Raw genomic sequence first — 25,333 nt, forward strand, 5'->3', positions numbered from 1 at the left:
CGCACATTCCTTAGTTTAACGATGCCAAATGGTTTCGTTACCGGGTTTGTCGATTAGAGTGATTCCCTGCGCCTGAAGTTCGTTACGAATGCGATCGGCTTCCGCAAAATTCTTCGCTTTCTTCGCATCTTTCCGCTGTTGAATCATCGCTTCGATCTGATCGTCCGAAAATCCGCTAGAAGTCTGTAGCTCCGGTTCTGCCTCTAATCCCAAAATTTTCGCAAGTTCTATCAATGTCTTCCACTGAGGAAGTAATACTTCAGGTGCGGATTCTGTTTTACCTTCGTGTACGAAAATATTTCCTTGCCGCTGTAATTCTTTTGCAACGGGGAATAACGCTGCTAATGCACCAGATGTATTGAAATCATCATCCATCGCAAATTGGAATTCTTTAATGATTGATTCAACAGGTTCAAAGGCTTGATCCGGTGTTGCATCTAGCTTGTACCCAAACAGCAAGCCATCTTTTAGCGTATTCCAACCATTTTCAGCAGCGGTAATGGCATCTTTGGTAAAGTCGATCGGCTTTCGATAACTCGCTTGCAGCACGAAGAATCGAACCACCATCGGATCAACGCCTTTTTTATCTAACAAATCTCGAATCGTGGTGAAGTTGCCGAGCGATTTCGACATTTTTTCACCGTCTACATTCACCATTCCGTTGTGCATCCAGTAATTGGCAAGCGATCGACCCGTGACAGGTTCCGATTGAGCAATCTCGTTCTCGTGATGCGGAAAGACTAGATCTGCGCCGCCGACGTGAATATCGATCGACTCTCCCAAAAATTCCCGTACCATTGCCGAGCATTCAATATGCCAGCCCGGACGACCTTTCCCCCAAGGCGACTCCCACGCAGGTTCTCCCGGTTTCGCGCCCTTCCACAAAGCAAAATCAGACGGGTAGCGCTTCTTCGGTTCTGTCTCGTCAACCCGTCCCGAAGCGCCCGCCTGCATATCGTCTAATTTGCGCCCCGAAAGCTTGCCATACTCTTTATCTCGCTGAACTGCATAATAGACATCGCCATCTGCTGCATACGCGAATTCTTTTTCTTCTAACTCACGAATCAGACGTTTAATGCCGTCCAAAGTCTCGGTTGCTCGTGGGTAAGCGTCCGCATCGAGAATATTTAAACGCCGCATATCCTCGAAATATCGTTGAATATTCGTTTCTGCGACTGTTTCCATTGATGATCCTTCTTCTCGCGCTCGATTGAGAATTTTGTCATCAATATCCGTAAAGTTCTGCACGTAGCGCACGTTATACCCGCGCCAAGTCAAATACCGCCGAACCGTATCCCAGACGATATACGATCGAGCATGACCCAAATGGCAATAGTCGTACACCGTTACGCCACAGCAATACATCTTCACATGACCCGATTCGATTGGCTCAAACGGTTCTTTGCGGCGAGTTAAGGTGTTGTAAACGACTAAAGCCATGAAACTTTCAAAATGAATAACGATCGATATCCCATCGTAATCGATTCTTATCAGCAATAATGGGGAAAAGATATTTGATGCGATCGTGCTATGCAATCAGTCAGCACTCAGTCCGAATCTACGATGGATACGCCCAAAACTGGGCTTCCGGTTACGATTATCACAGGATTTTTGGGCAGCGGTAAAACCACGTTGCTCAATCACATTCTGACGAATCAGCAAGGTTTGAAAACGGCGGTTTTGGTGAATGAGTTCGGTGAAATTGGCATCGATAACGAACTGATTATCCAGACCGACGAAGATAACAACATGGTCGAACTCAGCAACGGTTGTATCTGTTGCACGATCAATAATGATCTCGTGGATGCGGTCTACAAAGTTCTAGAGCGTCAGGATCAGATTGATTATTTAGTGGTTGAAACAACTGGACTCGCTGATCCGCTTCCGGTTGCGCTGACCTTCTTAGGAACTGAATTACGCGATCTGACTCGACTCGATTCGATCGTTACAGTCGTTGATTCCGAGAACTTCAGCTTAGATTTGTTCAACAGTGAAGCCGCTTATAGCCAAATCGCTTACGGTGACATCATTCTGCTGAACAAAACTGATTTAGTCGATGAAGCCAACGTTGATGCACTCGAAGTTCGGATTCGCGATATCAAAGAAGGCGCGAGAATTCTTCGCACTGTCAAAGGTCAAGTTCCACTTGCGGCATTATTGAGCGTTGGATTATTCGAGTCGGATAAATTCTTCGATCCCGATGCCGAATCCGATCATCACGATCATGATCACGACCATCATGATCATCACGCCCACGATCATCACGATCATTCCAACTGCGATCATGATCACGGTCATTGCGATCACGATCATGATCACGACCATCACCATCACTCGAATCACTTAGAGAATGATGGTTTTACTTCGATCTCATTCGAGAGCGACAAACCGTTTAGCATTCGGAAATTCCAGCGCTTCCTAGACAGTCAAATTCCAACTACTGTCTTCCGCGCCAAAGGCATTCTCTGGTTTGATGAAAGCCCGAAGCGTCACATTTTCCATCTCAGTGGCAAACGATTCTCACTCGATGACGATGAATGGAAAGGCGCACCGAAAAATCAGTTAGTCCTGATCGGACAAGGCTTGGATCATGCGGAATTACGATCGCAAATCGAGGCTTGTCTATGCCCATCCTCGGAAAATAAGGGAAAAGGTTTCGGTCGCTAAGGGCAATCTAGGGCATAACAGACGAAGTTCCGTTTTTTCATCCTTCGTCGCTTATTTCTTCAATGTCTTCTAAACAGGTTTTAATCTGCCAGTATCAAAGCTGTCTTGCTCAAGGATCAGCCGAGGTGCTGGCAGCTTTTTTAGAATGTTCTGTTTCCGATGTGTCGATCGTGCCTGCCGAGTGTCAAGGACAATGCAATCTCGGCGCAACGGTGCGAGTTTTACCGGATGAAATCTGGTATTGTCGAGTCAAACCGACTGATGTGAACGCGATCGCACACTCTCATTTACAGAATGAGCAGCCCGTCGATCGATTACTTCATCCCCGAATTCACCCCAGTTATTCGACTCCGTAATTTATGCGTGTTGTGCTCCAGCGAGTTCTGTCTTCTCAAGTCGTGGTCGATCGGGAAGTGATTGGAAAAATCGATCGAGGCTTAAATCTCTTAGTCGGAATTGCTGATACCGATACCGAATTAGAACTCGACTGGATGGCACGAAAATGTTTAGAGTTACGAGTTTTTTCAACCGAAGGACGATTCGATCAATCGGTTCAAGATATCAACGGTGAAATCCTAGTCATCAGCCAATTCACCCTTTACGGCGATTGTCGCAAAGGACGAAGACCTTCATTCGATCGAGCCGCTTCACCCGATCGAGCCGAACAACTTTACAACCAATTTGTTGAAAAACTGCGCCAAAGTGGACTGAAGATCGAAACTGGAAAATTTGGCGCGATGATGCAGGTGTCGATCGAGAACGATGGACCTGTCACACTCATTCTGGAGCGTTAAACTACTGATGGAACTCTGGGTTCTGGTGGCGTTATTCCTGCTGTTTCGCAATACTCCAGATAACTTGCGATCGCTTCTTGCGCTTTCTGTACCGCTTCTTCGTAACTTTTCCCCGCCGTACAAGGCTGCATCACAAATTCTGCAAACTCAGGAATTGTTACCAAATAAAGCTGATCTTCTTCTGACCACTCGATCAGCAAACTGTATCGATAAGTCATTCGTCTTGCTCTAATGACTCAAGTAATTCTCTAGCCTATTTGAAATAAAGCGCGATCGCTCAACCAGAACGATCGCGCTTTTTCCCTATACCTCGACTAACTGACTTGCAGAAACTACGGTCTGACGCGCCCATTCATCTGCCGCCAGGATCTCTTCTAGCGTTGGGTTTGAACGATTCTGATTGGTGTAGCGATCGCAAGTTTCTTCAATCAATCGCGGAATATCCAAGAACCGAATCTTTTCTTCTAAAAATAGCGCCACTGCCTGTTCATTCGCCGCATTCAGCACCGCAGGCATACAGCCACCCGCTCGACCCGCTGCATACGCCAACTCCATGCAAGGATATTTCGCGTGATCCGGCTCTCGGAAAGTTAGCGTTCCCAGCTTTACCAGATCCAACCGTTCCCAAGTCGTCGGAACTCGATCGGGATAAGACAACGAATACAACAACGGCAGCCGCATATCTGCCCATCCCAACTGTGCCAGCACCGAAGTATCTTGCAGTTCAATCAGCGAGTGAATGATACTTTGTGGGTGAATCACAATTTCAATATCGTCGTAGTCTACTCCAAATAAGTAATGTGCTTCGATCACTTCTAAGCCTTTGTTCATCAGTGTGGCAGAATCGATCGTGATCTTGCGTCCCATTGTCCAATTCGGATGTTTCAGCGCATCTGCTACCGTCACCGATGCCAACTTCTCCACAGGCAAATCGCGGAACGATCCACCACTAGCCGTCAAAATAATTTTTTTCAATCCACCATTCGGAACGCCCTGCAAACATTGGAAAATCGCAGAATGTTCCGAATCTGCGGGAAGCATTTTCACCCCATGTTTTTGCATCAGAGGCAGAACAACGGGCGCACCCGCGATAATCGTTTCTTTGTTTGCTAAAGCGATATTTTTCTTAGCTTCAATTGCCGCGATCGTGGGCAACAATCCTGCACAGCCGACAATCCCACTCACTACCGATTCCGCATCTCCGTAACGGGCAACTTCAACGATGCCAGCCTCGCCAGAGAGAATGATCGGTTGTGGATCGAGATCTGCGATCGCGTCTTTCAATTCTGCCAGTTTACTTTCTTCACAAATTGCGACGATTTCCGGTCGAAATGTGCGAATCTGCTGCGCGAATAACTCCACATTGCGTCCCGCTGCCATACCGACGATACGAAACTGATCGGGATGCTGAGAAACAATATCCAGCGTTTGTGTCCCGATCGATCCGGTTGAACCAAGAAGGGTGATTGCTTTCACGGGTTATTTGTTTGACACTTCACCCATATCTTACGGGGAACAGGGGATCAAATAACGCTTTAGATAAATGCCCGTCTGGGTTTCGTTCCAAACGGGCAGACATCCCTAAGGATTGAGAATTTTCGAGACGCTTAGGACATCTTTATCGCCACGTCCTGAACAGTTGATCACGATGCGAGGACTGCCGGAAAGTTGGGGGCAAAGGGCATCAAGATACGCGATCGCATGAGCCGTTTCGAGTGCTGGAATAATTCCCTCTAACTGCGACAGCTTTTGAAATGCTGCTAACGCTTGCTCATCCGTTACCGCGTAGTATTCCGCTCGTCCTGCTTCCATCAGATAGCTATGTTCAGGACCCACTCCCGGATAGTCCAAACCTGCACTGACTGAATGCGGCTCGATCACCTGTCCATCTTCATCTTGCAATAGATAACTCATTGCACCGTGAAGCACTCCAACACGCCCTTTGGTCAAAGTTGCTGCGTGTTTGTCGGTTTCCACACCATGACCAGCCGCTTCGACTCCGATCATCCGAACGCTCGACTCTTCGACAAATTCGTGAAACAGCCCCATCGCATTCGAGCCGCCACCCACGCAAGCCAAGAGAATGTCTGGCAGTCCGCCCCATTTTTCCTGACATTGAGCGCGGGTTTCTTGACCGATAATGGCATGAAAATCACGAACGATCATCGGATAAGGATGAGGACCTGCAACCGATCCGAGAATGTAATGCGTGGTTTCAACATTCGTCACCCAATCGCGAATTGCTTCGGAGGTCGCGTCTTTGAGGGTTCCGGTTCCAGCCGCAACGGGGCGCACTTCCGCACCCATTAAGCGCATTCTAAAGACATTGAGTGCCTGACGCTCCATATCGTGAACGCCCATGTACACGACGCACTGTAAGCCAAATCGAGCGCAAGCCGTAGCAGTCGCGACTCCATGCTGTCCGGCTCCCGTCTCAGCAATCACGCGCTGTTTACCCATCCGTTTCGCGAGGAGGGCTTGAGCGATCGCATTATTGATCTTGTGCGCTCCTGTGTGGTTCAAGTCTTCGCGCTTGAGATAAATCTGTGCGCCTGTTCCATCCGGTTTGGCGTAGTGTTCGGTCAGTCGTTCTGCAAAATACAGCGGACTAGGACGACCGACGTAATCTTTCAAAAGCCCTTGAAGTTCTGCTTGAAAGGCTGGATCTTGACTGTACTGTTTGTAAGCAGCTTCGAGTTCTGCTAATGCGGGCATCAGGGTTTCGGGTACATATTTACCGCCGAATTTGCCAAATCTGCCGAGCGCATCTGGACGGTTTTCAATCGAAACAGAACGATTGGGGGGAAGCGGAGTAATAGTCACGATCGCACTTTCAATATTTCAGAACATCTTTTATCTTAAGGCATCCATTCGATCCCAATTCCGATTCGGCTCGATTTTTCGATCGAAGAATTCTGTCTCTGAAATTCTGTCGAAAGCCTCAGATTGTGCGTGAGCGCGTACCCGATCGCTAAAGTCGTTAATCCCGTTTCATCCGCACTAAAGGGAGCAACCCAACTTTGAGTGAGGCTAATATCGGCTCCACCTCCACGCGAGAGAACGAACAAAGCTCTGATTCCAATATTTGCACCGTCGATCGATTGTCCTTGGACTTGTAAATGCCGATATCCGATCACAGGTGCAACGTTGACATAGCTTCCCAAGGGGCGAACGTAATAGCGAAGATCTGCACCCCAATTAGAATATTGATAGTTTGCACTAGCGGTGAAATTTGTCCGATCGATTCGCAAATCTTCGATTCCAAGCTGCAATTCTGAAGCAGAGTAACCGACTCGAACTCTTGGGCGAAAACTCGGATCGGTTTTGATCTCTTCGGTTACATTTGGAATCTGTTTTTGCCAGCGTTGTAGAACGGGACTGTTTTGAATCACTTTTGGATCAAGGTCAAAATCTGCCGCAAATCCAGGCGACGCAAGCAGCAACATCCCAAAAATTAACGTTCTCATCTCGATCGCTCACGTCTAACTTGCCCTTATGAAGATAGAACGTTCTGGTATGTTTCCTAACCTGCCTTTTCAAAAATCAAAATGTGCTGCTGCGGAAGTCCATTTCGAGTTTCAACATAGTTCAATCCGGCAGCGGTCATTTCTTGCCGAACTTGCTTTTGAGTCATTTTGTGCAGCGGTTTGATGAATACGAATGGATTCTCACCTCTGTATTCGAGTAGGACAACGCGCCCGTGAGATTTAAGCGATCGACGAATTCCCGCCATCATTTCCTTAGGATATTCAAACTCGTGATAGGCATCGACCAACAAGGCTAAATCAACGCTGTTTTCTGGCAAATTCGGCTCGGTTTCACTCCCTAAAATCGGTTCGACATTCGCAATCTTCTTCTCGTCTTTGAGATAGTTCAGAATCTCAATCATTTCAGGCTGAACATCGACTGCATAAACTTTTGAAACTTGTGGCGCAATTCTAAAGCTGAAATATCCAGTTCCCGCTCCAATATCCGCAACAACGCTATCGGGTTTGAGTTGTAAAGCCGCGATCGCTTTTTCGGGTTGTTCTTCAGAAGTGCGACTCGATCGTTCTAACCATCCCGCGCCCTGATGTCCCATCACTTCAGCAATCTCGCGCCCCATATAAATCTTGCCAATTCCATCCCGATCGTGATTCGTCTGAAACTGATAGTCATCTGCCAATACAGGCAAACTTAGAAACAGCCAAATTGCTAGAACCGCCGCAACCTTTCTCCAAAACATTCCACGCCTCTCGATACATTTCTTATCCCTGACAAACTGTAAACTGTTGTCTGTCTTGTATCAATCGTAGTGCCGTGTTCCTGACAAAGCGTTTTACTCTCATTGGAATTGCTATTGCGCTCCTTCTCGTTTTCGCAACGCCTTCTCGCGCCCTCCAAGCCCAAATCGCGCCTCAATCTCCCGCTCTCGGAGACACGATCGCAGTTATCACCCGCGCTGAATCTGCTCCGACAGTCAGCTTTAACGGAAAGAACTATCCATCGTTCGATTTAGGCAATAATCGCTATCGGACGTTACTACCAACAACGCCGCTTGATCGTCCCGGTCGCTTATCAGTTCAAATTGCTTCAGGTTCAGACACACAAACAATTCCGGTCACTTTGAGAAATCGATCGTTTCCGACTCAAAGCATTTGGTTGCCACCTGGAAAAGATAGCAATGGTGATGATCGGGAATTCGATCGCATTGATGCGTTTAAAGCGATCGTCTCTCCTGAAAAATTATGGTCAGGTAAATTCGCTCGTCCGAGTAACGGTGCAGTGACTTCTGGGTATGGAATTCGCCGCTATTACAACGGCGTGTTCGCGAAGGATTACTATCACCGAGGCATTGATTACGCAGGCGGATCTGGATCAGCGATCGTCGCTCCTGCTGCGGGTCGAGTTGTTCTGGTGGGACGGGAATCTCAAGGGTTTCGAGTACATGGAAACTGTGTCGGACTCGATCACGGTCAGGGAGTTGAAACGATCTACATTCACATGAGTCGGATTGATGTCAAAGAAGGCGATTTAGTGAAACCAGGGCAGCGAATTGGAGCGATCGGCTCTACCGGATCTGCGACTGGACCGCACTTACATTGGGGCTTTTTCGTACATGGAGCCGCCGTTGATCCAACTCCTTGGCGGACAAAAACGTTTGAATAAGTTTCACTAATCTACCTTGCGACGACTAAAGGCTTCTGACCACAGCTAGATTAGTCATTTCTAAGCTTCCCGTTAGATTAATCATGACCTCTACAGGAAGTACTTATTATGTCTATTCTAGAAGATGCAATTGAAAAAGCTAAAGAAGCCCTTCCCAACATTACTCCGACCCCACATGGATTAAAAACAGAATCTTCTGTGCATGATCTGAAATCTCGCCTCGAATGGGGCGAGCCTGGATTATCGATCATTGATGTGCGGAACCGAGATATTTACAATCACGGACACATCATGGGCGCACTCTGTTTTCCGATGAACGAAGTGGTCGAACTGACCAAAAGCAACTACGAGCCAGAGCGCGATATCTATGTTTATGGTGCAACCGATCAAGAAACTGCTGAAGCTGCAAGAATGCTGCGTCAAGCGGGTTTCAAGAACATTGCTGAACTGAAAGGCGGACTGGAAGCTTGGAAGGAAGTTGCAGGTTCGACCGAAGGTATCGACGAAACTCGTGCAGAACCGGGCAAGAATGCGTACAACGTGGTTGATAACGTGAAAAACCACTTTGAACGCCAAGAGATCGATTTTGAAAAGCTATAGTCGATCGAGTTCGGTAAGCTAGAACATTGGAACTCCAGCTTTTAACCAAAGTTGGGGTTTTCTCATTTTCAGTGATCTCTTATGTGTGGAAGATTTACCCAAACCCATTCTGCTGCTGAACTTGCCGCAATGTTTGACCTCAATGAAGTTCCAGCCTGGCAACCGCGTTATAACATTGCACCCACCCAATCAATTCCAGCGATCGTTGAACCGCATCACCTCAAACTTTTACGTTGGGGCTTAATTCCATCTTGGTCAAAAGATCCCGCGATCGGCAATAAATTGATCAACGCCCGCGCCGAAACCGTCCACGAAAAGCCCTCTTTCCGCGATGCCTTCAAACGTCGTCGCTGTCTGATCGTCGCGGATGGTTACTACGAATGGAAAAAGCAAGGCAGCAAAAAGCAACCGTTCTACTTTCAATTAGAAAATCACGAACCGTTCGCATTTGCAGGACTTTGGGAGCGCTGGAATTCTTTAGACGGTGAACCTATTGAAACCTGTACGATTATTACCACTGAGCCGAATCAACTCGCGGCAACCGTTCACGATCGAATGCCCGTCATCTTGAGTCAAGAAAACTACGATCGCTGGCTCGATCCGACTTTCAAAGACGCGCAATCCTTACTACATCCCTATACTGATTCGATGCAAGCCTATCCCGTTCCACTTTCGGTGAATAGTCCTGCCCACGATGCTCCGGATTGTCTGGTGAACATTGGGGAAAACTAAAATAGATGCCGATTTGGTTCGATCGAATACAATCGGCGGTAAGTGCTCGGAGATGTGGATTATGCGTCGTCAGTCGTCTTGGGTTCGGTATGGATTAGCTCGGTTGCGTCCGCTCGGTCGTCCCGTATTTTGGGGACCCTCGATCGCGCTTTTATTCCTCATACTATTTGCCTGGGAGTTCTTCAGTCGTCCAGAACTTGCAACCAATCTCGGCATTTCCAATTCAAACGAAACGCTATCCTCTGAAGAGCAAGCGATCGGAGCCGATATCGATTCGCTCTCGCTATTGATGAACGACATCCAGGTGAACTCTCGATCGCAAGCCACTCAAACCCCAGGGAGACCAGCAACGCAAGCAAATCCCACTGCACCCAATCCAACGCCAACCAATCGGCTTTTTTCCACTGTGCCTGAATCTGTTACCCCTCCACAATCAGTTCAAACTCCATCCGGTCAAGGCGTATTTGGAGCGTTTACAAACGCATTAAGCACCCAACTCGGACTGACGAGCACAACACAGCCTGATCCAACAATTCCCGCTCCCCTGCCTGCAAATCGATTACAAGAAGCGATCGACAAGTTAGCAACCGAAAATCGTCCGATTGCTCAAGCCCCGATCGAAGGCACGATTCGTCTAGACAATCCGATTAATGCCGCACCAACGAATTCTTTTTCCGCATTAGTTGAAGGCGTTCAACCGATCGCACCGGGAACGGCTCCAGTGATTTCTGCACCGTCACCGATCGCGCCTCCAATGAATACCTCAGTTCAAACAGTTGCTCCACAACCAATTCAGCCTTCAGATTTCGGAGTCATTCAACAGCCTGCACCTGTTGTAAATCAGCAACCGTTCACTGTTCCAAGACCGATTCCTGGAAGAGCGATCGGCGGCGGTAATTTCAATACGTTCTCGAATCCTTAGCTTTCGAGCATCTGTAAGTGATACAGACTTGCATAGAGTCCGCCCAAGTTCAGAAGCTCTTCATGCGTTCCGGATTCGACAAGCTGACCGCGTTTGAGAACGAGAATACGATCGACATTCCGAATCGTAGACAGTCGGTGAGCAATAATAATCGCCGTTCGATGTTCTAACAATCGCTCTAACGCATCCTGGATCAGCGCTTCAGTACCGACATCTAAGCTGGCAGTTGCTTCATCTAGAACCAGAATTCTCGGATCGCGAATGGCGGCACGAGCAAATGCAAGTAACTGTTTTTGTCCACCCGATAGATTAGTTCCGCGTTCTCGCAGCATGGTGTCGTAGCCTTGAGGCAACTGTTCAATAAAGCGATCGACATTCGTTTGCTCAGCCGCCGATCGAACTTGCTCAAAGCTGTACGATTCACCCAAAGTTATATTGCCTTTGACATCGCCAGCAAACAAAAAGCCATCTTGCAAAATAATCGCCATTCGTCGGCGCAATTCTGCTTGAGGTAAGTCTCGAATGTCCACGCCATCGAGTAAAATTCTGCCTTTGGTTGGATCGTACAATCGACTGAGCAAGCGAATGATCGAGCTTTTTCCGGCTCCAGTCGGTCCAACTAACGCCACTTGCTCACCTGGACGAATCGTAAAATCGAGGTTTTGCAAGACATATTCATCTGCCTTGTAAGCAAACGAGACATTTTCAAATCGAATTTCGCCTGCTTTGGAAGAAGGAGGAATATGCCCGTCTGCTCGATCGCGAATCTCGATCGGTTCATTCAAAATCTCGCTCACCCGTTCTACTGCGGTAAATCCAGCCTGAATCGCAGTGAACTTTTCGGCAAATTGACGCAATGGATCAAACAATCGTTGAGCATACAAAATAAAAGTCGAAAGCACCCCGAAGTTTAGATTTCCACCTGTAACGAGCCATCCACCAACACCGAGAACACCAGAAATTGCAACCAGCGAAACCCATTCCAATGTTGCAGAAACAGCGGAATCGTGGAAAATTGTTCGATCGACTTCTTTGACATACCGATTGTTCACTTGGCGATAAAGATCGCTGTTAAACTTCTCGCGTCGAAACAGTTGCACGACACCAATTCCAGTAATGTTCTCTTGCAGCATCGAGTTCAACTCTGAGAGTTCTTCACGCGCTCGATAGTTCGCTTTCCGATACTGCTGCTGAAAATAAACAATCAATACTGTCACCGGAATCAGCATCAAAACTAACAGCAACGCAAGCTGCCACTGATACAGGAACATTGCACCTGTTATCACCAGCATTGTGAGCAAATCGCCCACAACGCCGATCGCACCAGTTGAAAAAACTTCTCCCAAAGCTTCCACATCACTGGTTAAGCGCGTGATCAACTTTCCGACCGGAGTTCGATCGAAGAATCGCACCGCCAACGAAGTCACATGATCAAACAAATCATTCCGAATATTTGCAGTGATCCGCTGACCGACATTCTGCACTATAAAGCCTTGAGACGCATCAAAAAACAACCGAAGCACAACTGTTGCTAATAACAATAGCGTTAAAACGTTTAGTCCTTCGCTCAACGGCAAGCCACGCAAAAAACCAAATGGAAAATCAGAAGCAGAAGGTTCTTGCTTAAGAAGAGAGACAGCTTTTCCGATGAGAATTGGCTGAACCGTAGTCGCGATCGCAGATGGCACTAAAAAAACCATCGACAATAACAACAATCGAACATTCCGACGGGCGTAAGGTGCGAGGCTAAGGAACAAACGCCAGTCAGTTTCTTTAGGGCGACGAGAAGAAATCATACGATCGATGCAGTAATTTGATTCCGAATATTTTCGATATGTTGGCTGATATCGTCCGTATCCAATCGATAACTCAGCGGATGAGCAATCAATCGGGCAGTACTTTGAAACAGCACATCAATTTCAATCAAGCCATTCTCTCTTAGCGTGTTTCCAGTCGCGACTAAATCCACGATCGCTTCTGACATTCCCGTGATCGGACCCAGTTCAACTGATCCATACAGCGGCACAATTTCCACAGGCAAATCTAAGTTCTCAAAGTACTCTCGCGCACAGTGAACAAACTTGGAAGCCACCCGACCATGCAGCGGCAACTCCAACGACGATCGATAAGAACTCGAAGCCTTCACTGCCACCGACATCCGGCACTGTCCAAACCCCAAATCGATTAAATGCGCCACGTTTGGAGCTTTTTCTTTCAGCACGTCATAGCCCACAATTCCAAGCTGTGCCTGTCCGTATTCCACATACACCGGAACATCCGAATTTCGCACCAAGAGCGCTTTTGCCGTCCCGGTTGGATCAGTAATTTGCAGTTGGCGATTGCCGGATTCGAGAAACGCGCTAAAATCTAGCCCGATCGCTTTAAATAACCGAATACTATCTTTCAAGAGTGCGCCTTTCGGCAATGCGACCGTCAACATATCGAGAAAAATAAACGAAGGAATCTCTATATTAGATCTTGGACGCTCAATTTTTCCTTCAGTCGAATGGCGTAAGGAACCCCGTAGCTAAAGCTCTACCGTGTACACACAAGTTGATGGATCGGTCATTGCTGAAGTCTTTCGCCCCCTAAATCCCCCAATTCTGGGGGACTTTGAAGGACGAACCCTTTCTGGAATTGGAGAACTTTTTCTAGGTCAAAGTCCCCCAATTTTGGGGGATTTAGGGGGCTGAAGCCGACTGAAACGAAGCGATCTAAGACTTGTGTGTACACGGTAGACCCTCGGAGGTTTCGATGAAAATTCTGTTGGTGGACGATGAACTCGAAATGGCGGAACCGTTAAGCCGTTTGCTGACACGCGAAGGCTATGAAGTCGATGTCGCGCAAGATGGCGATCGCGGTTTACAACTGGCTGCCAGTCACCCTTACGATCTTCTCATTCTCGATTGGATGCTCCCTGGCAAATCCGGCTTAGACATCTGCCAAAGTTTACGATCGCGCGGAGATGCCACTCCCGTTTTATTTCTCACCGCCAAAGATACGATCGACGATCGCGTTCAAGGACTCGATGCAGGAGCCGATGATTACATTGTCAAACCCTTTGAACTGCGAGAATTATTGGCGCGAGTCAGAGCATTATTGCGCCGACCCACGACGATCGAGCCTGTTCCAATCGCACGATTAAAAGTCGAAGATTTGGAATTAGACTTACAAAATCAAGTTGCCTATCGCAATGGAAGATCGATCGAGCTTTCAGAAAAAGAAAGTCAGCTTTTAGCTTATCTAATGCGACAACCGAATCAGCTACTCACGCATGAACAGATTTCGCAATACCTTTGGAGTGAAACTGAGAAGCCGACGAGTAATGCTTTAGTTGCACAGATTCGATTACTACGACGAAAAATCGAAGCCAAAGGAGAGACACCTTTAATTACCACCGTGTATGGAAAAGGTTATCGCTTTGGAAGTCCTTGAGATCTTCAGCTAATCGATTAGAATTTGTATACTCCTTAACTTTATCCCGTTCGATGAGTTGTGAAACACAGCAGCAATCTGAGGAATTGACAGATTGTATTGATCAAGTAAAAACCTTTGCGCTACAAGAGTTCGATCGACAAATTCAATCGCATCAGTTGTACTATCACACGCATGATCACATTGTTCAGGTTCAACGTCGATCGCAGTTGATTTTCACAACGATTCGCGCAGATTTGAGCCTGGATGAGATTGCTCAAGCTGAACGATTGCTCGATCTCTGCGTCGTCACTCACGACATGATTCAAATCTTTCAGGCACAACCGCAACCCCATGCAACCAGACAGCGATCGATGGGTGTCAGCGAAAATGCAACGATCGATCAACTGCTCGATCTGATTAATTCATATTGTTCGGGAGTTTTTACAGAAGTCGATCGTGCGATTGTGCGATCGGCGATCGATGCTACGATTTGCGCGTATGATCCAGCAGAACAGGCAATCTATCAACCTGCCTTAGATGATCCAAATTTGTCGATCGTCGCTCGAATTTTAGCTCTAGCGGATTTAGGTGCATTGGGAATTGATGGAATCGAAATGTACAACCGTGAAGGAAGCTTATTGTTTCTGGAAGAGAATCTAGATGTCGTTCCATTGTTAACCACAGGCGAGATTGAACAGTTGGAAACGATAGATTCTTCTCTGGCTGAAAACATTCGACAACGGTTATTGAAGCGCTCTCAATTTCAAGTGAACTTTGCGAAAAGTCGGTTAGCAAGATTTGAAGATGAAATTGAGCCATTTCCGAAAAGTGCGATCGAGAAGCTACGTCGAGAGGTGTTTCAGTACTTAAAACCTGAGACCGTTCAAGAGGTTGAAAAAATGACACCAATTAGCGATCAGTCTTCGTTGACAGAGTTGCTAGAGTTCTTCAACTTTAAGCAGTATCTACAAGCATAGCTTTCGCTGAACAATCCGTACTGATACTTCAATCAAGGCAATTAGTCTCACGGCTCTGGCTACTTGACTAGAGTTACTTCCACCAAACAGAATTGCACAAACCCCTGAATCTTAAAATTCTAGCTTTAGAGAGCAAGTTTCGTTTTGTACTTCATTATGCAGTTAAATACAATCGTTGCTCATGCTACAAAAGCAACAAAAAAGTGGGTAAGTTAGCTTACCCACTCAACATGAAGAGGTTTGTCTAAGTTAGACTACTTAACCTGTGAACTGTCTTTGCCACACTTGGTTGCAGATTCAGCAATTGCGACTGCGGTTGTTCCGGGCTTGGTATTTTCACAGAGAATTCCGTTCGTGTTGGCTTCCCCGGAGGCTGAGTCAACTTCAAGAAACACAGTTCCACCGTAAGAGCGCAGAGCCGCGCCCTTGCTTGTTCCAAGGCTCAATACTTTGTCTGTAACCTTATCTGGTGGTGCTGAAGAGTAAGTATAGTTTTCAGTTGCAGCAGCAACGGGCTTAGACATCTCATCCAAACTAGCAGCAAACTTGCCCTTTTCCAAGAAGTAAGCTTGCTGAGTTCGGTTCAAGGTACCAACATAGGTTTTTGCTTCAGACTGCTTACCTTTGTTCGCTTGGTTAAGGAACGAAGGAAGCGCGATCGCTGACAGAATCCCGATGATGATGATCACAACGAGCAATTCAATCAGGGTGAAACCTTGATCTTTCTTCTTCGATAGCAGATGGTTGAGAAATTTTGCCTTCAGTTCGGATTTCATGAGAAACGTTTCTCCTATTAAGGTGCGGTTTGTTTGAACTTCTAACGCCTGAATCTAATCTGCCCAGCAAATTCTCATTTCATATCACTGCCACGAAAGATCTTCGATCTGCTCATTCTTGAGAGTCCAGCAAGAGATATAAGTAAGATTCAAGCTGCTGAAACACGAGTTGTAGTTGCTCGATTGCAGTCGTCACTGAAATTGGATCTAAGGTCACAGCATCAACAGGTTTAAGTTTCAAATAGCGATCGAGCAGTGCTGTAAAAGGTTGTGAACTATCCCAGAGAGGAAGCATTGCAGATGCGATCGCACCATCAATAAACAGACTCTCTCCTTCAGGCACAGAAGCACCAAGATATCGCGTAATCAAGAAAGGAGCTTGTTGCTCTAAACTGCGCGTCAGACCTTCTCGCACTTCTGAAGTTTTAAGCTGTGGGTGCAAATGAACCGTTGTATTTTTCCAGTCTGCAATGTCCCATTCTCCGATCGATTGTCTAGGTTTCGCCTGATTCGGATGACCGCACCAAAAATCTAGCAGCCGATGTCTTGCATTAAATAGTTCATACAAATGTAGCTGTTGCTCAGTTGAACATCCTGGCAAACCCATTGCCAGAAAAGGGGGCAAGTTGTCTGAGTCTTCAAACAACGTCATCAAGTCCCACTGTTGCCAATTCACCATACTGACAAATTCCAAATCAGCGCGGCGAAGCCCATCGAACAAGTCTGGAATCGTATAGCCCTTATCTTCTTGGAACAGCAAGTTCATCAGAACCCATTCATTGCGGTTTTCACCCTCTGCGCTGGGACGCAACGTCTGTTTTAGCTGGACGTTCGGCTTCAATGCCTTCAAGATATCGATCGCGATTTCAATTTCTAGATCTTCTGGATTTCCGTCCATCAATCCCATCAGACCAAACAGCTTCTGCGCCCGGAAATACAGATATCGCTGAAGTTCGCTATGCAGATTGCTGCGAATAATTCCTTGAGGCTTCAGCACGGCTTTCATTGCCCGTAGTCCATTCGCAATGTCTGGAAATAAGTAGAGCACTTCATCGCAGTTGATGTAGTCGAACTCAATCCCAAGCTGAGGCAAATCCTCGATCCCTAACACATGAAATTCAGCATTCTCAATTCCGTGATACTCCAAGCGCTTCTTTGCAAACTCGATCGACTTCTCAGATAAATCAATCCCAATAATTTTCGCACCAGGATTCGCCTGAGCAAGCGCAAGGCACTTACTACCTGTGCCACATCCCGCATCCAGAATGACTCTATTCCGCGAGTCGATCACTGTCCGATCCCTCAAGTAGTAGGGATTCCCTAGATTATGAATAAACATCAGATTCGCGTTCTCTTTTGGAGAGTAGTCGATCGGTGTTTGTGGGTAAGGTTCAAACTCGAACTGCTGCCGAATTTTTTCAAGTTGCTCTGAGGATGCTTTGCTCATACGTTTCCTCGAATGGAAGGTTGAAGTCGAAAATTCCTTTCAATATGCCTGCACGATTCAAATTGACCTCCGTAATGATGCGGGGCAATCAGAAAAGGGAAATTGTCGATCGCGCTTTTCACGGAATTAGAACCTTTATACTGAAATCAGAAAATCCCGTTGCAGGAGGCTCGATCGATGGTCACTCAACCGCAACTCAATGAAATCATTTACCCGGAAAGCGATGGAAAGCCGATGGCGGACAACACAAAACAATTTCGCTGGATCGTGGTGATTGAACAGAATCTAGAATGGCTGTTTGCAGATGATCCGAACGTATTTGTAGCAGGCGATCTTCTGTGGTATCCGGTCGAGGGCAATAATCGATTATGCACGGCTCCAGATGCGATGGTGGTCTTTGGTAGACCCAAGGGCGACCGAGGTTCTTATCTGCAATGGAAAGAGGAGAATCTACCGCCGCAGGTAGTTTTTGAGATTCTGTCTCCAGGCAATACGCCTCGCGAAATGGGTCGAAAATTGGTGTTCTACAACACATACGGTGTGGAAGAATACTACATCTATGATCCAGATCGAAATCAATTAGAAGGATGGTATCGATCGGAAGATGGACTCCTGGATCAAATTGAATCGATCGACGGATGGATTAGTCCCCGATTGGGCATTCGACTTCAACCCGGTGAAGAATTGCAGCTATATCGACCCGATGGAGTGCCTTTTTTCTCATTTGCTCAAATCAATCAGATGCTCGACCAAGAACGTCAGCGAACCGAACAGGAGCGGCAAAGAGCAGAAGAGGAACGACGAAGAGCAGAAGAATCCGAACAACGTGCAGCAGAAATGGAAAGATTACTGCAACAATATCGCGATGCCTTCGGCACACTTGAAAGTGACCGCTTCGGAGAACTAGACCCGTAACTAGACCGATAGTAGGAAATTTCAAGACTGCAATCTAGAAATCCAACACCTAAGAAAATCACGTGCCATAATGGTGAGGCTGAAAATCCGTAGGGGAAAAGATAGCACTCCCAACCACTTATTTGAAGGAGAAAAAATGGCACGAGTGATGGTCGTTGGAGCGGGTGGAGTGAGCCGCGTTGTAACTCACAAACTTGCTGCACTGGAAGAGTTTGAAGAAATTCTACTCGCCAGCAGGACATTGGAACGATGTAACACGATCGCGCAAAGTATATCGTCCAAGTCCATTCAGACCGCACAATTGGATGCGGATAACGTGCCCGAAACCGTCAAGCTGCTAAAAGCGTTTCGCCCCGATATTCTGGTCAATGTGGCTCTGCCTTATCAAGATCTGTCGCTGATGGATGCCTGTCTCGAAGCAGGAGTGAACTATCTCGACACGGCAAACTATGAGCCTCCTGATGATCCGAAATTCGAGTATCGCTGGCAGTGGGCATATCAAGAACGCTTTTTTGATGCGGGATTGACGGCAATTCTGGGCTGTGGGTTCGATCCTGGCGTAACGGGGATCTTCACCGCTTACGCGCTCAAACATCATTTTGATGAAATTCACGAACTCGATATCGTGGATTGCAATGCAGGCAGCCACGGTCGGGCGTTTGCCACCAATTTCAACCCAGAAATCAATATTCGTGAGATCACGCAGCCGGGTCGCTATTACGAAAATGGCGAATGGGTGACGGTTCCACCACTCTCGATTCATCAGCCTGTGGACTATCCCGAAATTGGCGATCGAGAATCGTATCTTCTCTATCACGAAGAGCTTGAATCGTTGGTGAAACACATTCCGACGCTGAAACGAGCGCGATTCTGGATGACGTTTTCGGAGAATTATTTGATGTATCTCCGAGTGCTGGAAACGCTGGGATTGACGCGGATTGATCCGATCGATTACCACGGGACTCCAGTTGTGCCATTGAAACTCCTGAAAAAGCTATTGCCTGATCCGTCTTCGTTGGCGGCGACTTATACGGGACAAACCTCGATCGGGTGTCATCTGCGCGGGATCAAGAATGGTCAACCGCAGCAGTATTACATCTACAACAACTGTGATCATGCCAAGTCTTATCAAGAAGTGGGAGCGCAAGCGATCTCTTACACGACAGGTGTACCCGCTGCTTTGGGTGCGCTGATGGTGGCGAATGGAACTTGGCAAAAACCAGGAGTCTTTAACGTCGAGCAGCTTGATCCTGATCCGTTCCTGGAACAATTGGGGGCGATGGGTCTGCCTTGGCATGAGGTGATTGGTCAGTCTTCCCCGTTCGCTGGAGTGTAAGACATGATCAATGATGCAGTGATGACGGCAATTCCGTCGCCCTGTTTTGTGCTGGATGAAGCACGACTGGAACGGAATTTGCAGATCTTCGATCGAGTTCAGCAAGCCGCCCCCGTCAAGGTGCTCTTGGCGTTAAAAGCGTATGCCCTGTTTCATTCGTTTCCGCTAATCAGTAAAACGTTATCGGGAGCTTCGGCAAGTTCACTTTGGGAAGCTCGGTTAGCAGCAGAAGAATTTGGAGGTGCATTGCATGTCTATTCGCCTGCTTATCGAGATCAGGATTTACCGGAATTGCTCGATCGAGCTACTCATGTGACCTTCAATTCGCTGAGTCAGTGGGAAAGATCGCCAAAAGGATCAGCGTCGATCGGAGTTCGGATCAATCCACTTTATTCCCCGGTCGAAACTGCTCTGTACAATCCTTGCCAGCCTGGATCGCGGCTCGGTGTTCAACCGGAGCAATTAGGCGATCGACTTCCTGAAGGAATCAGTGGCTTTCTGTCTCATAATCTCTGTGAGAGCGATTCTTTTGCATTAGAAAAGACGCTTCAGCAGATTGAGCAGCACTATGGTCACTTGTTGCCTCAGATTCAATGGTTGAATTTGGGTGGCGGACATCTGATGACGCATGAGAACTATGATGTCGATCACGCGATCGCAGTTCTCAAAGCGTTTCACGATCGTTATCCTCATTTGCAGTTGTATCTAGAACCGGGAAGCGCGATCGTTTGGCAAACAGGCGATTTAGTTGGGACTGTTCTCGATCTGATTCCAACTTCCGATTTCACCCATGTGATGCTGGATGTGTCTTTCACAGCCCACATGCCCGATTGTTTGGAGATGCCTTATCAACCGGAGATCGAAGGAGCATCACAGTCTGGAGACTATCGCTTGGGAGGATCAAGCTGTTTAGCTGGAGATTTCCTGGGTGATTATGGATTCGATCGACCATTATCGATCGGCGATCGACTCGTCTTCAAGGACATGATGCACTACACAATGGTGAAAAGCACAATGTTCAACGGTGTGGCGCATCCCGCGATCGGCTGTCTCAAGAAAGATGGCTCATTTGAACTGTGGCGGGAATTTGGCTACGAGGACTATCGATCGAGAGTCGGTTAAAGAAAATAGACGGAATCCACGATCGCGAAAATCATGTTTTACCATTTGGTTTAATGCGATCGTGGATTTTTTCTATGGGTAAGAACAAGAAAGGAAAACCAGAGTGGATCAAAGAAACCCTGGAAATTGATAAAAATCATGGCTGGCAGTCGAAACCGGGCTATAAGATTTTCGTCGCGGGACGAGGCGCGGTGAGATTTGATATTCCGCAGAACTGGCACTTTGAACCCGATGAGAAGTCGTTTCGATTTCATGACGCGCCACCCCCGAATGATGATTGTCGGCTAGAAGTGTCTTACAATCACTTGCCGAAACAAGATTGGAGTTTATTTCCGCTGGAACATACGGTGAAAAAAGTTGCAACTGCCGATCGACGAGATGTGATCGAAGTTGGAGAAATCGTAAAGGCAAAACGCCAAACCGCCCGAATTGCTTGGATACAAATCAAGTTCATCGATGCTAACGAGGATCGAGAGGCGTATTCTCGAATCTGTGTCGGGCTTGGCTCAAATATTCAATGTTTGATCACGTTTGATTATTGGGCAGATCAGGCGGAAAAGCTGACTCCAGTTTGGGATGAGGTTATGAATTCGCTAGTGTTGGGACTGTACATTCGTGATCCGAGAACCGGATTTGCGCTGCCAGATTAAACCTGCTCTGAGTTCAGTCCCAAAGCAGGTTCACGGTTCTAGAGATTGACGAACTGACCGCCAATACTAATCGTGCGATTCTCGATCGCGCCCAAATTAAATTGGTAAACGGTGAAAAAGACGTGATTTTTCTCCGTAATATACCCTTGAGCAATAGCCTTTTTGACCACAATCGGAACCACTCCACCCACATCACACATCATCTTCTGGTCAGCAGATAGATTCGGCTGAGTACAAACCCGACTCTGCCAATTTTGAATCAAATACTCCGCGTAAGCCTCTTTTGAAGGACGGTTCACCATTGCCAACATCGTAGCCACGATCGAGACTCCAAGTAACAGTGATTTCATGATGATTCTCCGGTAGGTTGGTCAAGAGCATTCGATGGACGGTGCTGAAGTTTTGTTAAACGGTTCTGAGTTCGATCGAGCCAATGATCACACTCCTGAATCAAGGCAACATAGCGTCCCCGAATCACGTTTAACTCTTGGTTGCAGGTTGTTTCTAAACGGTTGAGTTGCGTCTCAAACCATTGCTGCTCACGGGCTTCGACTTGGTGAGGCGCACCGATTCTGACCACAGGTGGCTTCGTTTGCCGTAATACGATCGCATCCTGTTTGAACTGCTCGAAACATTCAGACAATAAGCGATCGCACTCTTGGGCTAACTGTTGTCGTCGCTGTTGAAGAAAACAAACTTCAGCATCAAGTTCGATCATTTCTTTGGTGGTCAGACTGGTATCCGGATTGTCCTGAGTCAACCAATTGATATAGTGGTCAATCTTGAATTCCTTCAGTTCCAAACCACTGGGAATCAATTTCAAGTCCTCAAGCGTTCTAACGATCGAGTTCATGGCGATATTGCTCCTTTAATTCGTCGAAACGGTCGGGTGCATTCACATACTTGGCTTGATAGTTCGCAATCAACCACAGCAAGGTCACAGAAAACAGAGCAACGATCGCGCCCACTAGTTGGTTCTCTTGTTCGAGCAGCTTGAACGCGATCGCGCCTTCGATCAAAGTTGATCCAATGGCAAACACGATCGTGAATAGAGCAGGTCTGAGTTGATGTTTCGCCTCCACCTCTTCGAGCAGTTCGAGTTGAACTTGGGTGTGCCAATGATCAGGATTAAGCTTCTCCATTGGAATTCTCCGGTGATAAGCGAGAGAACAAGATGCTGCGAAATTGGTTCGTATTCTGTCTGAGCTTCAAATCGGTCAACACTTCTGCCGCCGCTGCCTGAGTGAAATAGCAAGCCACTCCGCCGCCAAGTAGCCCGATCGAGAAAGCAAACTCATCTCCTCCCGCTTGTTGTGCTAACAACCGAGGAGCCAAACTGAACGTAAATGCTCCTAATGCAAAAACCAGCAGCTTCAAGCAGATTCGCTGATCTCGCGTTAACCGTTTCAAGCTCAGTGCTTCTAATTCCTCAATGCGTGACTGTGCAAATTGTCTTCGGGCTTCTTGTGCAAGTGCAGCAAAAACATGTGCTCGATAGTCATCTGGAAGCGCCAAGATGATTTCGGGTGAAAGCTTGCGCCACCATGCCAAACGTGTTCGTCGATCGATCATTGAGCTATCTCCAAAATCTAGGATTTACGTGCCAGATCAAATGCCCATTTCAGCCCGCTATCACTATCGCGATAAGGAACAATTCGAGTTGTCGGACTCTCTTTCAGTGCTGTAATCCACTGGCTTTGAAGTGTTGCTTCCGAACCCACAATCAAGACCACTCCTCGTTGAGCAATTCGCTCCTGAATCCACTGTTTGATCTGCTGCCAATCGATCGCGCTTTGTCCGTCTGCAACTTCCGCTGCTTGAATCACAAAAATTGCAACAACTGGAGCTTGATTCTGTAATTGCAAGTGTTGTACCTGTGCTGACCAATTCTGAATGGCACTCATTAGCGCTGTTCCAGGAGCACGTCCCAGACTCGATTCAGGATCAAGAATGCGATCGCAGCGACTTCGCAAATTATTCTGCTCTTGCGGTTGATAGGTTGTGTTTTGCCACAGTACCGTTCGATCTGCAAATTGAGCATCTACGATCGCATCTTTCGGCTTGAGAAAGGTCAACCGCTGCCGACAGAGATGAATCACCTCAGCTTTGAACGGTTGATTAGATGCGGATACATCGACATACAACGTACTCGTAACGACTGGAGGCTTAAGAAACAGGGATGAACTAATGAGAACAAATAAGAATCCGAGCGTGAATAAAATTAGAGGAGATTTCCAAACGGGAGGATTGGGAATCGAGTGAGTGTTCGGTCGATCGCTGAGTTTCATTTTCAACTCCAGAGAGATTTTGTGAGATAATGCGAGTCTTCATCGCAAAAAGCAGTCTCGTATCCGCTGAATCGACTAGCCGGGTGACTGAAGAGACCCATTTGTTGTGGAAGGAGCGATCGTTCCTGTGATGAATGTGACCTCAGATTTAGTCGCGGTTAGATTGGCTCACTCAAATCGTCTTGATGAATCAAACGCGGCAGCGGAGTCAATCTTGCATAAATTTCAAGAAACTATGACAAACACACTGAACCACTCCTCTGTTTTCCCTAACGCAGGCGTAGCTCTAAACTTGCTCATATATGAACTTTCTGTAACAATACCTATCAATTTCTTGCTCTCCAAATCTGTGGCGCTGAAGGAGATGCGGTGTCGATGTCGGTAAGCGATTTAGAACAATATTTACTCAGGGATAACATCGAGGCGGGGCAAAGACTGTTAACACAAAGGGAATATCGAGAGAAGATTCACCAAGTTGCTAGAGGACTTTTCAATAGCTCGTTTCCGCAATATTTAGAGGATGCAGTCCAAGAAGCAGAGGTACACACACTAGGAAAAGCTCGCCAACATGAATTTCTCGCAGCTTTGTTCTGCAAAGTGCTTAGGAAGCAGGGAGGAAAGGTTAATCGCAAACCGAACTCGCCGCATCGAATTAACAAAATTCCGCCCGCAATTCTAGAACGAGCGAGTCAACTTGGTTCAGAGCAAGGAATCGAGATTGCTTGTGGTGCATTTTGTTTCTGTCAGGAGTTCAATGATGCAGGGCAGTCTGTAACCCTCTTGACTTCGGATCATCCACTGCGGAAAGCTGTGATCGAACTTGCGTTAGGAGAAGATGGAGTCTGCCCGACTACATTGGACGAGTTCTATGCTTGGCATTACTCGGTTGCTAGAAACAAAATTCGCGATTGTTTTCGACGATATCAAGGTCAAGCGTTACTGAGTCTTGATCGACTTGATCGAATGAAAAATCCGTTGATTGATTCTATTCCCGCTGAAGACACCAATCGAGACCTTGAAGAAGAGATCGATCGAGAACAACTGAGGCAGCAGGCGATTCGATGTCTTCAACAAATCAATCTCTTATCTCCTGATCAACGCTACAGCGATTTATACGAAGAACTGTACGTACAGGGTAAAACGAAAAAACAAGTTGCAGATGAGTGGAATTTAGCTGAAAGCACGATCAGTCGGCGAAATACAAAGTTGAAACAGAAGATTCTTCAATGCCTAGGAAAATTGGGAGTGCAAATTCCAGAAGATAATTCTGCTCAACAACGAAGACGACGATCGCAGACAGACTACGATTCGTGATACAATACTCTGCTAAACGAATATACTAGATATTTCAGATAAATCTCGGTGCTGATCCGTAAGGACTGCTTCTGTACAGTTCTCGTTCTAGAGTTTCAGCCATGAAAAAATTACTAATTTGTTACAGTTCGACGCAAATCTTAAAGACTATAACTTTTCCCACTTGCCGCAACTGTTGGGGAACTTCCTGGCTGAGGCGGCATCAATGTAGGCAATTGATGAAGTTTT

The 25,333-nt window shown here is 46.9% G+C and carries 29 protein-coding genes; 14 read left to right on the top strand and 15 right to left on the bottom strand.

What is annotated here, in order from left to right; genetic code table 11:
• Positions 1–15: 15 nt before the first annotated feature.
• Entirely contained in the window at positions 16–1,440 is a 1,425-nt protein-coding gene (cysS, locus tag ACQ4M5_RS29470; protein ID WP_430679353.1) for a cysteine--tRNA ligase, read from the bottom strand.
• 90 nt (positions 1,441–1,530) lie between these two features.
• Between cysS and ACQ4M5_RS29475 the strand changes: the two genes are divergently transcribed.
• The 3 genes from ACQ4M5_RS29475 (at position 1,531) to dtd (ending at position 3,461) form a co-directional block, all read left to right on the top strand.
• Entirely contained in the window at positions 1,531–2,667 is a 1,137-nt protein-coding gene (locus ACQ4M5_RS29475) for a CobW family GTP-binding protein (protein WP_430679354.1), read from the top strand.
• Between the two features lie 62 nt (positions 2,668–2,729).
• Positions 2,730–3,023, top strand: coding sequence for a (2Fe-2S) ferredoxin domain-containing protein (locus ACQ4M5_RS29480; RefSeq protein WP_430679355.1), 294 nt, complete (start codon positions 2,730–2,732; stop codon positions 3,021–3,023).
• 3 nt (positions 3,024–3,026) lie between these two features.
• Positions 3,027–3,461, top strand: coding sequence for a D-aminoacyl-tRNA deacylase (gene dtd, locus ACQ4M5_RS29485; protein ID WP_430679356.1), 435 nt, complete (start codon positions 3,027–3,029; stop codon positions 3,459–3,461).
• Here the strand turns inward: dtd and ACQ4M5_RS29490 are convergent.
• The 5 genes from ACQ4M5_RS29490 to ACQ4M5_RS29510 form a co-directional block, all read right to left on the bottom strand.
• On the bottom strand, positions 3,458–3,679 hold the full coding sequence (locus ACQ4M5_RS29490) for a type II toxin-antitoxin system HicB family antitoxin (RefSeq protein WP_430679357.1): 222 nt from the start codon (positions 3,677–3,679) through the stop codon (positions 3,458–3,460). The genes dtd and ACQ4M5_RS29490 overlap by 4 nt on opposite strands.
• Before the next feature lie 85 nt (positions 3,680–3,764).
• Complete coding sequence (gene dxr / locus ACQ4M5_RS29495) at positions 3,765–4,937, bottom strand: 1-deoxy-D-xylulose-5-phosphate reductoisomerase (RefSeq protein WP_430679358.1); 1,173 nt, start codon at positions 4,935–4,937, stop codon at positions 3,765–3,767.
• A 105-nt stretch (positions 4,938–5,042) separates the two neighbouring features.
• The gene (gene trpB, locus ACQ4M5_RS29500; RefSeq protein WP_430679359.1) at positions 5,043–6,284 is read right to left on the bottom strand and encodes a tryptophan synthase subunit beta; all 1,242 of its coding nucleotides are present in this window, start codon (positions 6,282–6,284) and stop codon (positions 5,043–5,045) included.
• A gap of 35 nt (positions 6,285–6,319) precedes the next feature.
• Positions 6,320–6,928, bottom strand: coding sequence for a hypothetical protein (locus tag ACQ4M5_RS29505; protein WP_430679360.1), 609 nt, complete (start codon positions 6,926–6,928; stop codon positions 6,320–6,322).
• Positions 6,929–6,984: 56 nt separating this feature from the next.
• Positions 6,985–7,686 (bottom strand): class I SAM-dependent methyltransferase, encoded by a 702-nt coding sequence (locus ACQ4M5_RS29510; RefSeq protein ID WP_430679361.1) that lies wholly within the window; start codon positions 7,684–7,686, stop codon positions 6,985–6,987.
• Between the two features lie 74 nt (positions 7,687–7,760).
• Between ACQ4M5_RS29510 and ACQ4M5_RS29515 the strand changes: the two genes are divergently transcribed.
• The 4 genes from ACQ4M5_RS29515 to ACQ4M5_RS29530 all read left to right on the top strand — a co-directional run bounded on the left by ACQ4M5_RS29515 (position 7,761) and on the right by ACQ4M5_RS29530 (position 10,863).
• Positions 7,761–8,609, top strand: coding sequence for a M23 family metallopeptidase (locus tag ACQ4M5_RS29515; RefSeq protein WP_430679362.1), 849 nt, complete (start codon positions 7,761–7,763; stop codon positions 8,607–8,609).
• Positions 8,610–8,717: 108 nt separating this feature from the next.
• Entirely contained in the window at positions 8,718–9,209 is a 492-nt protein-coding gene (locus tag ACQ4M5_RS29520) for a rhodanese-like domain-containing protein (protein ID WP_430679363.1), read from the top strand.
• A gap of 81 nt (positions 9,210–9,290) precedes the next feature.
• On the top strand, positions 9,291–9,941 hold the full coding sequence (locus ACQ4M5_RS29525) for an SOS response-associated peptidase (protein ID WP_430679364.1): 651 nt from the start codon (positions 9,291–9,293) through the stop codon (positions 9,939–9,941).
• A gap of 61 nt (positions 9,942–10,002) precedes the next feature.
• Positions 10,003–10,863, top strand: a complete 861-nt coding sequence (locus ACQ4M5_RS29530; protein ID WP_430679365.1) for a hypothetical protein — start codon at positions 10,003–10,005, stop codon at positions 10,861–10,863.
• On the opposite strand, the gene ACQ4M5_RS29535 is transcribed toward ACQ4M5_RS29530, so the two are convergent.
• Together ACQ4M5_RS29535 and hisG are read right to left on the bottom strand one after the other, a co-directional pair.
• The gene (locus ACQ4M5_RS29535; protein WP_430679366.1) at positions 10,860–12,659 is read right to left on the bottom strand and encodes an ABC transporter ATP-binding protein; all 1,800 of its coding nucleotides are present in this window, start codon (positions 12,657–12,659) and stop codon (positions 10,860–10,862) included. The genes ACQ4M5_RS29530 and ACQ4M5_RS29535 overlap by 4 nt on opposite strands.
• Positions 12,656–13,303 (bottom strand): ATP phosphoribosyltransferase, encoded by a 648-nt coding sequence (gene hisG / locus ACQ4M5_RS29540; RefSeq protein ID WP_430679367.1) that lies wholly within the window; start codon positions 13,301–13,303, stop codon positions 12,656–12,658. Before hisG ends, ACQ4M5_RS29535 begins: the two co-directional genes overlap by 4 nt.
• Positions 13,304–13,617: 314 nt before the next feature.
• Between hisG and rppA the strand changes: the two genes are divergently transcribed.
• Both rppA and ACQ4M5_RS29550 read left to right on the top strand, forming a co-directional pair.
• Positions 13,618–14,298 carry a two-component system response regulator RppA gene (gene rppA / locus ACQ4M5_RS29545; RefSeq protein WP_430679368.1) on the top strand — a complete coding sequence of 227 codons (681 nt, stop codon included), beginning with the start codon at positions 13,618–13,620 and terminating at the stop codon, positions 14,296–14,298.
• 53 nt (positions 14,299–14,351) lie between these two features.
• Complete coding sequence (locus ACQ4M5_RS29550) at positions 14,352–15,257, top strand: hypothetical protein (RefSeq protein ID WP_430679369.1); 906 nt, start codon at positions 14,352–14,354, stop codon at positions 15,255–15,257.
• Between the two features lie 254 nt (positions 15,258–15,511).
• Here ACQ4M5_RS29550 and ACQ4M5_RS29555 read toward each other — a convergent pair whose 3' ends face one another.
• Both ACQ4M5_RS29555 and ACQ4M5_RS29560 read right to left on the bottom strand, forming a co-directional pair.
• A complete protein-coding gene (locus tag ACQ4M5_RS29555; protein ID WP_430679370.1) occupies positions 15,512–16,033 on the bottom strand; it encodes a type IV pilin-like G/H family protein in 522 nt (173 codons plus the stop codon).
• 112 nt (positions 16,034–16,145) lie between these two features.
• Positions 16,146–17,480 (bottom strand): class I SAM-dependent methyltransferase, encoded by a 1,335-nt coding sequence (locus tag ACQ4M5_RS29560; RefSeq protein ID WP_430679371.1) that lies wholly within the window; start codon positions 17,478–17,480, stop codon positions 16,146–16,148.
• Between the two features lie 177 nt (positions 17,481–17,657).
• Here ACQ4M5_RS29560 and ACQ4M5_RS29565 point away from each other — a divergent pair, with 177 nt between their 5' ends.
• The 4 genes from ACQ4M5_RS29565 (at position 17,658) to ACQ4M5_RS29580 (ending at position 21,503) form a co-directional block, all read left to right on the top strand.
• Positions 17,658–18,395: a Uma2 family endonuclease gene (locus ACQ4M5_RS29565; protein ID WP_430679373.1), complete on the top strand. Its 738-nt coding sequence runs from the start codon at positions 17,658–17,660 to the stop codon at positions 18,393–18,395.
• 70 nt (positions 18,396–18,465) lie between these two features.
• On the top strand, positions 18,466–19,731 hold the full coding sequence (locus ACQ4M5_RS29570) for a saccharopine dehydrogenase C-terminal domain-containing protein (RefSeq protein ID WP_430679374.1): 1,266 nt from the start codon (positions 18,466–18,468) through the stop codon (positions 19,729–19,731).
• A gap of 3 nt (positions 19,732–19,734) precedes the next feature.
• Entirely contained in the window at positions 19,735–20,853 is a 1,119-nt protein-coding gene (nspC, locus tag ACQ4M5_RS29575; protein WP_430679376.1) for a carboxynorspermidine decarboxylase, read from the top strand.
• On the top strand, positions 20,808–21,503 hold the full coding sequence (locus ACQ4M5_RS29580) for a hypothetical protein (RefSeq protein ID WP_430679377.1): 696 nt from the start codon (positions 20,808–20,810) through the stop codon (positions 21,501–21,503). Before nspC ends, ACQ4M5_RS29580 begins: the two co-directional genes overlap by 46 nt.
• Before the next feature lie 38 nt (positions 21,504–21,541).
• Here ACQ4M5_RS29580 and ACQ4M5_RS29585 read toward each other — a convergent pair whose 3' ends face one another.
• Genes ACQ4M5_RS29585 through ACQ4M5_RS29605 form a run of 5 tightly spaced genes read right to left on the bottom strand, consistent with a single transcriptional unit; the run spans position 21,542 to position 23,791 of the window.
• A complete protein-coding gene (locus tag ACQ4M5_RS29585; protein ID WP_430679378.1) occupies positions 21,542–21,853 on the bottom strand; it encodes a hypothetical protein in 312 nt (103 codons plus the stop codon).
• The gene (locus ACQ4M5_RS29590; protein WP_430679379.1) at positions 21,850–22,356 is read right to left on the bottom strand and encodes a hypothetical protein; all 507 of its coding nucleotides are present in this window, start codon (positions 22,354–22,356) and stop codon (positions 21,850–21,852) included. Before ACQ4M5_RS29590 ends, ACQ4M5_RS29585 begins: the two co-directional genes overlap by 4 nt.
• Entirely contained in the window at positions 22,340–22,645 is a 306-nt protein-coding gene (locus ACQ4M5_RS29595; RefSeq protein ID WP_430679380.1) for a hypothetical protein, read from the bottom strand. Before ACQ4M5_RS29595 ends, ACQ4M5_RS29590 begins: the two co-directional genes overlap by 17 nt.
• Positions 22,632–23,075 (bottom strand): hypothetical protein, encoded by a 444-nt coding sequence (locus tag ACQ4M5_RS29600; protein WP_430679381.1) that lies wholly within the window; start codon positions 23,073–23,075, stop codon positions 22,632–22,634. The genes ACQ4M5_RS29595 and ACQ4M5_RS29600 overlap by 14 nt, the downstream gene beginning before the upstream one ends.
• 17 nt (positions 23,076–23,092) lie before the next feature.
• Positions 23,093–23,791: a hypothetical protein gene (locus ACQ4M5_RS29605; protein ID WP_430679382.1), complete on the bottom strand. Its 699-nt coding sequence runs from the start codon at positions 23,789–23,791 to the stop codon at positions 23,093–23,095.
• 375 nt (positions 23,792–24,166) lie between these two features.
• On the opposite strand from ACQ4M5_RS29605, the gene ACQ4M5_RS29610 reads away from it, so the two are divergent.
• Complete coding sequence (locus ACQ4M5_RS29610) at positions 24,167–25,105, top strand: RNA polymerase sigma factor (RefSeq protein ID WP_430679407.1); 939 nt, start codon at positions 24,167–24,169, stop codon at positions 25,103–25,105.
• Positions 25,106–25,333: the final 228 nt, after the last annotated feature.

The organism is Leptolyngbya sp. AN10, from assembly GCF_050565645.1.
GTDB lineage: Bacteria > Cyanobacteriota > Cyanobacteriia > Leptolyngbyales > Leptolyngbyaceae > Leptolyngbya.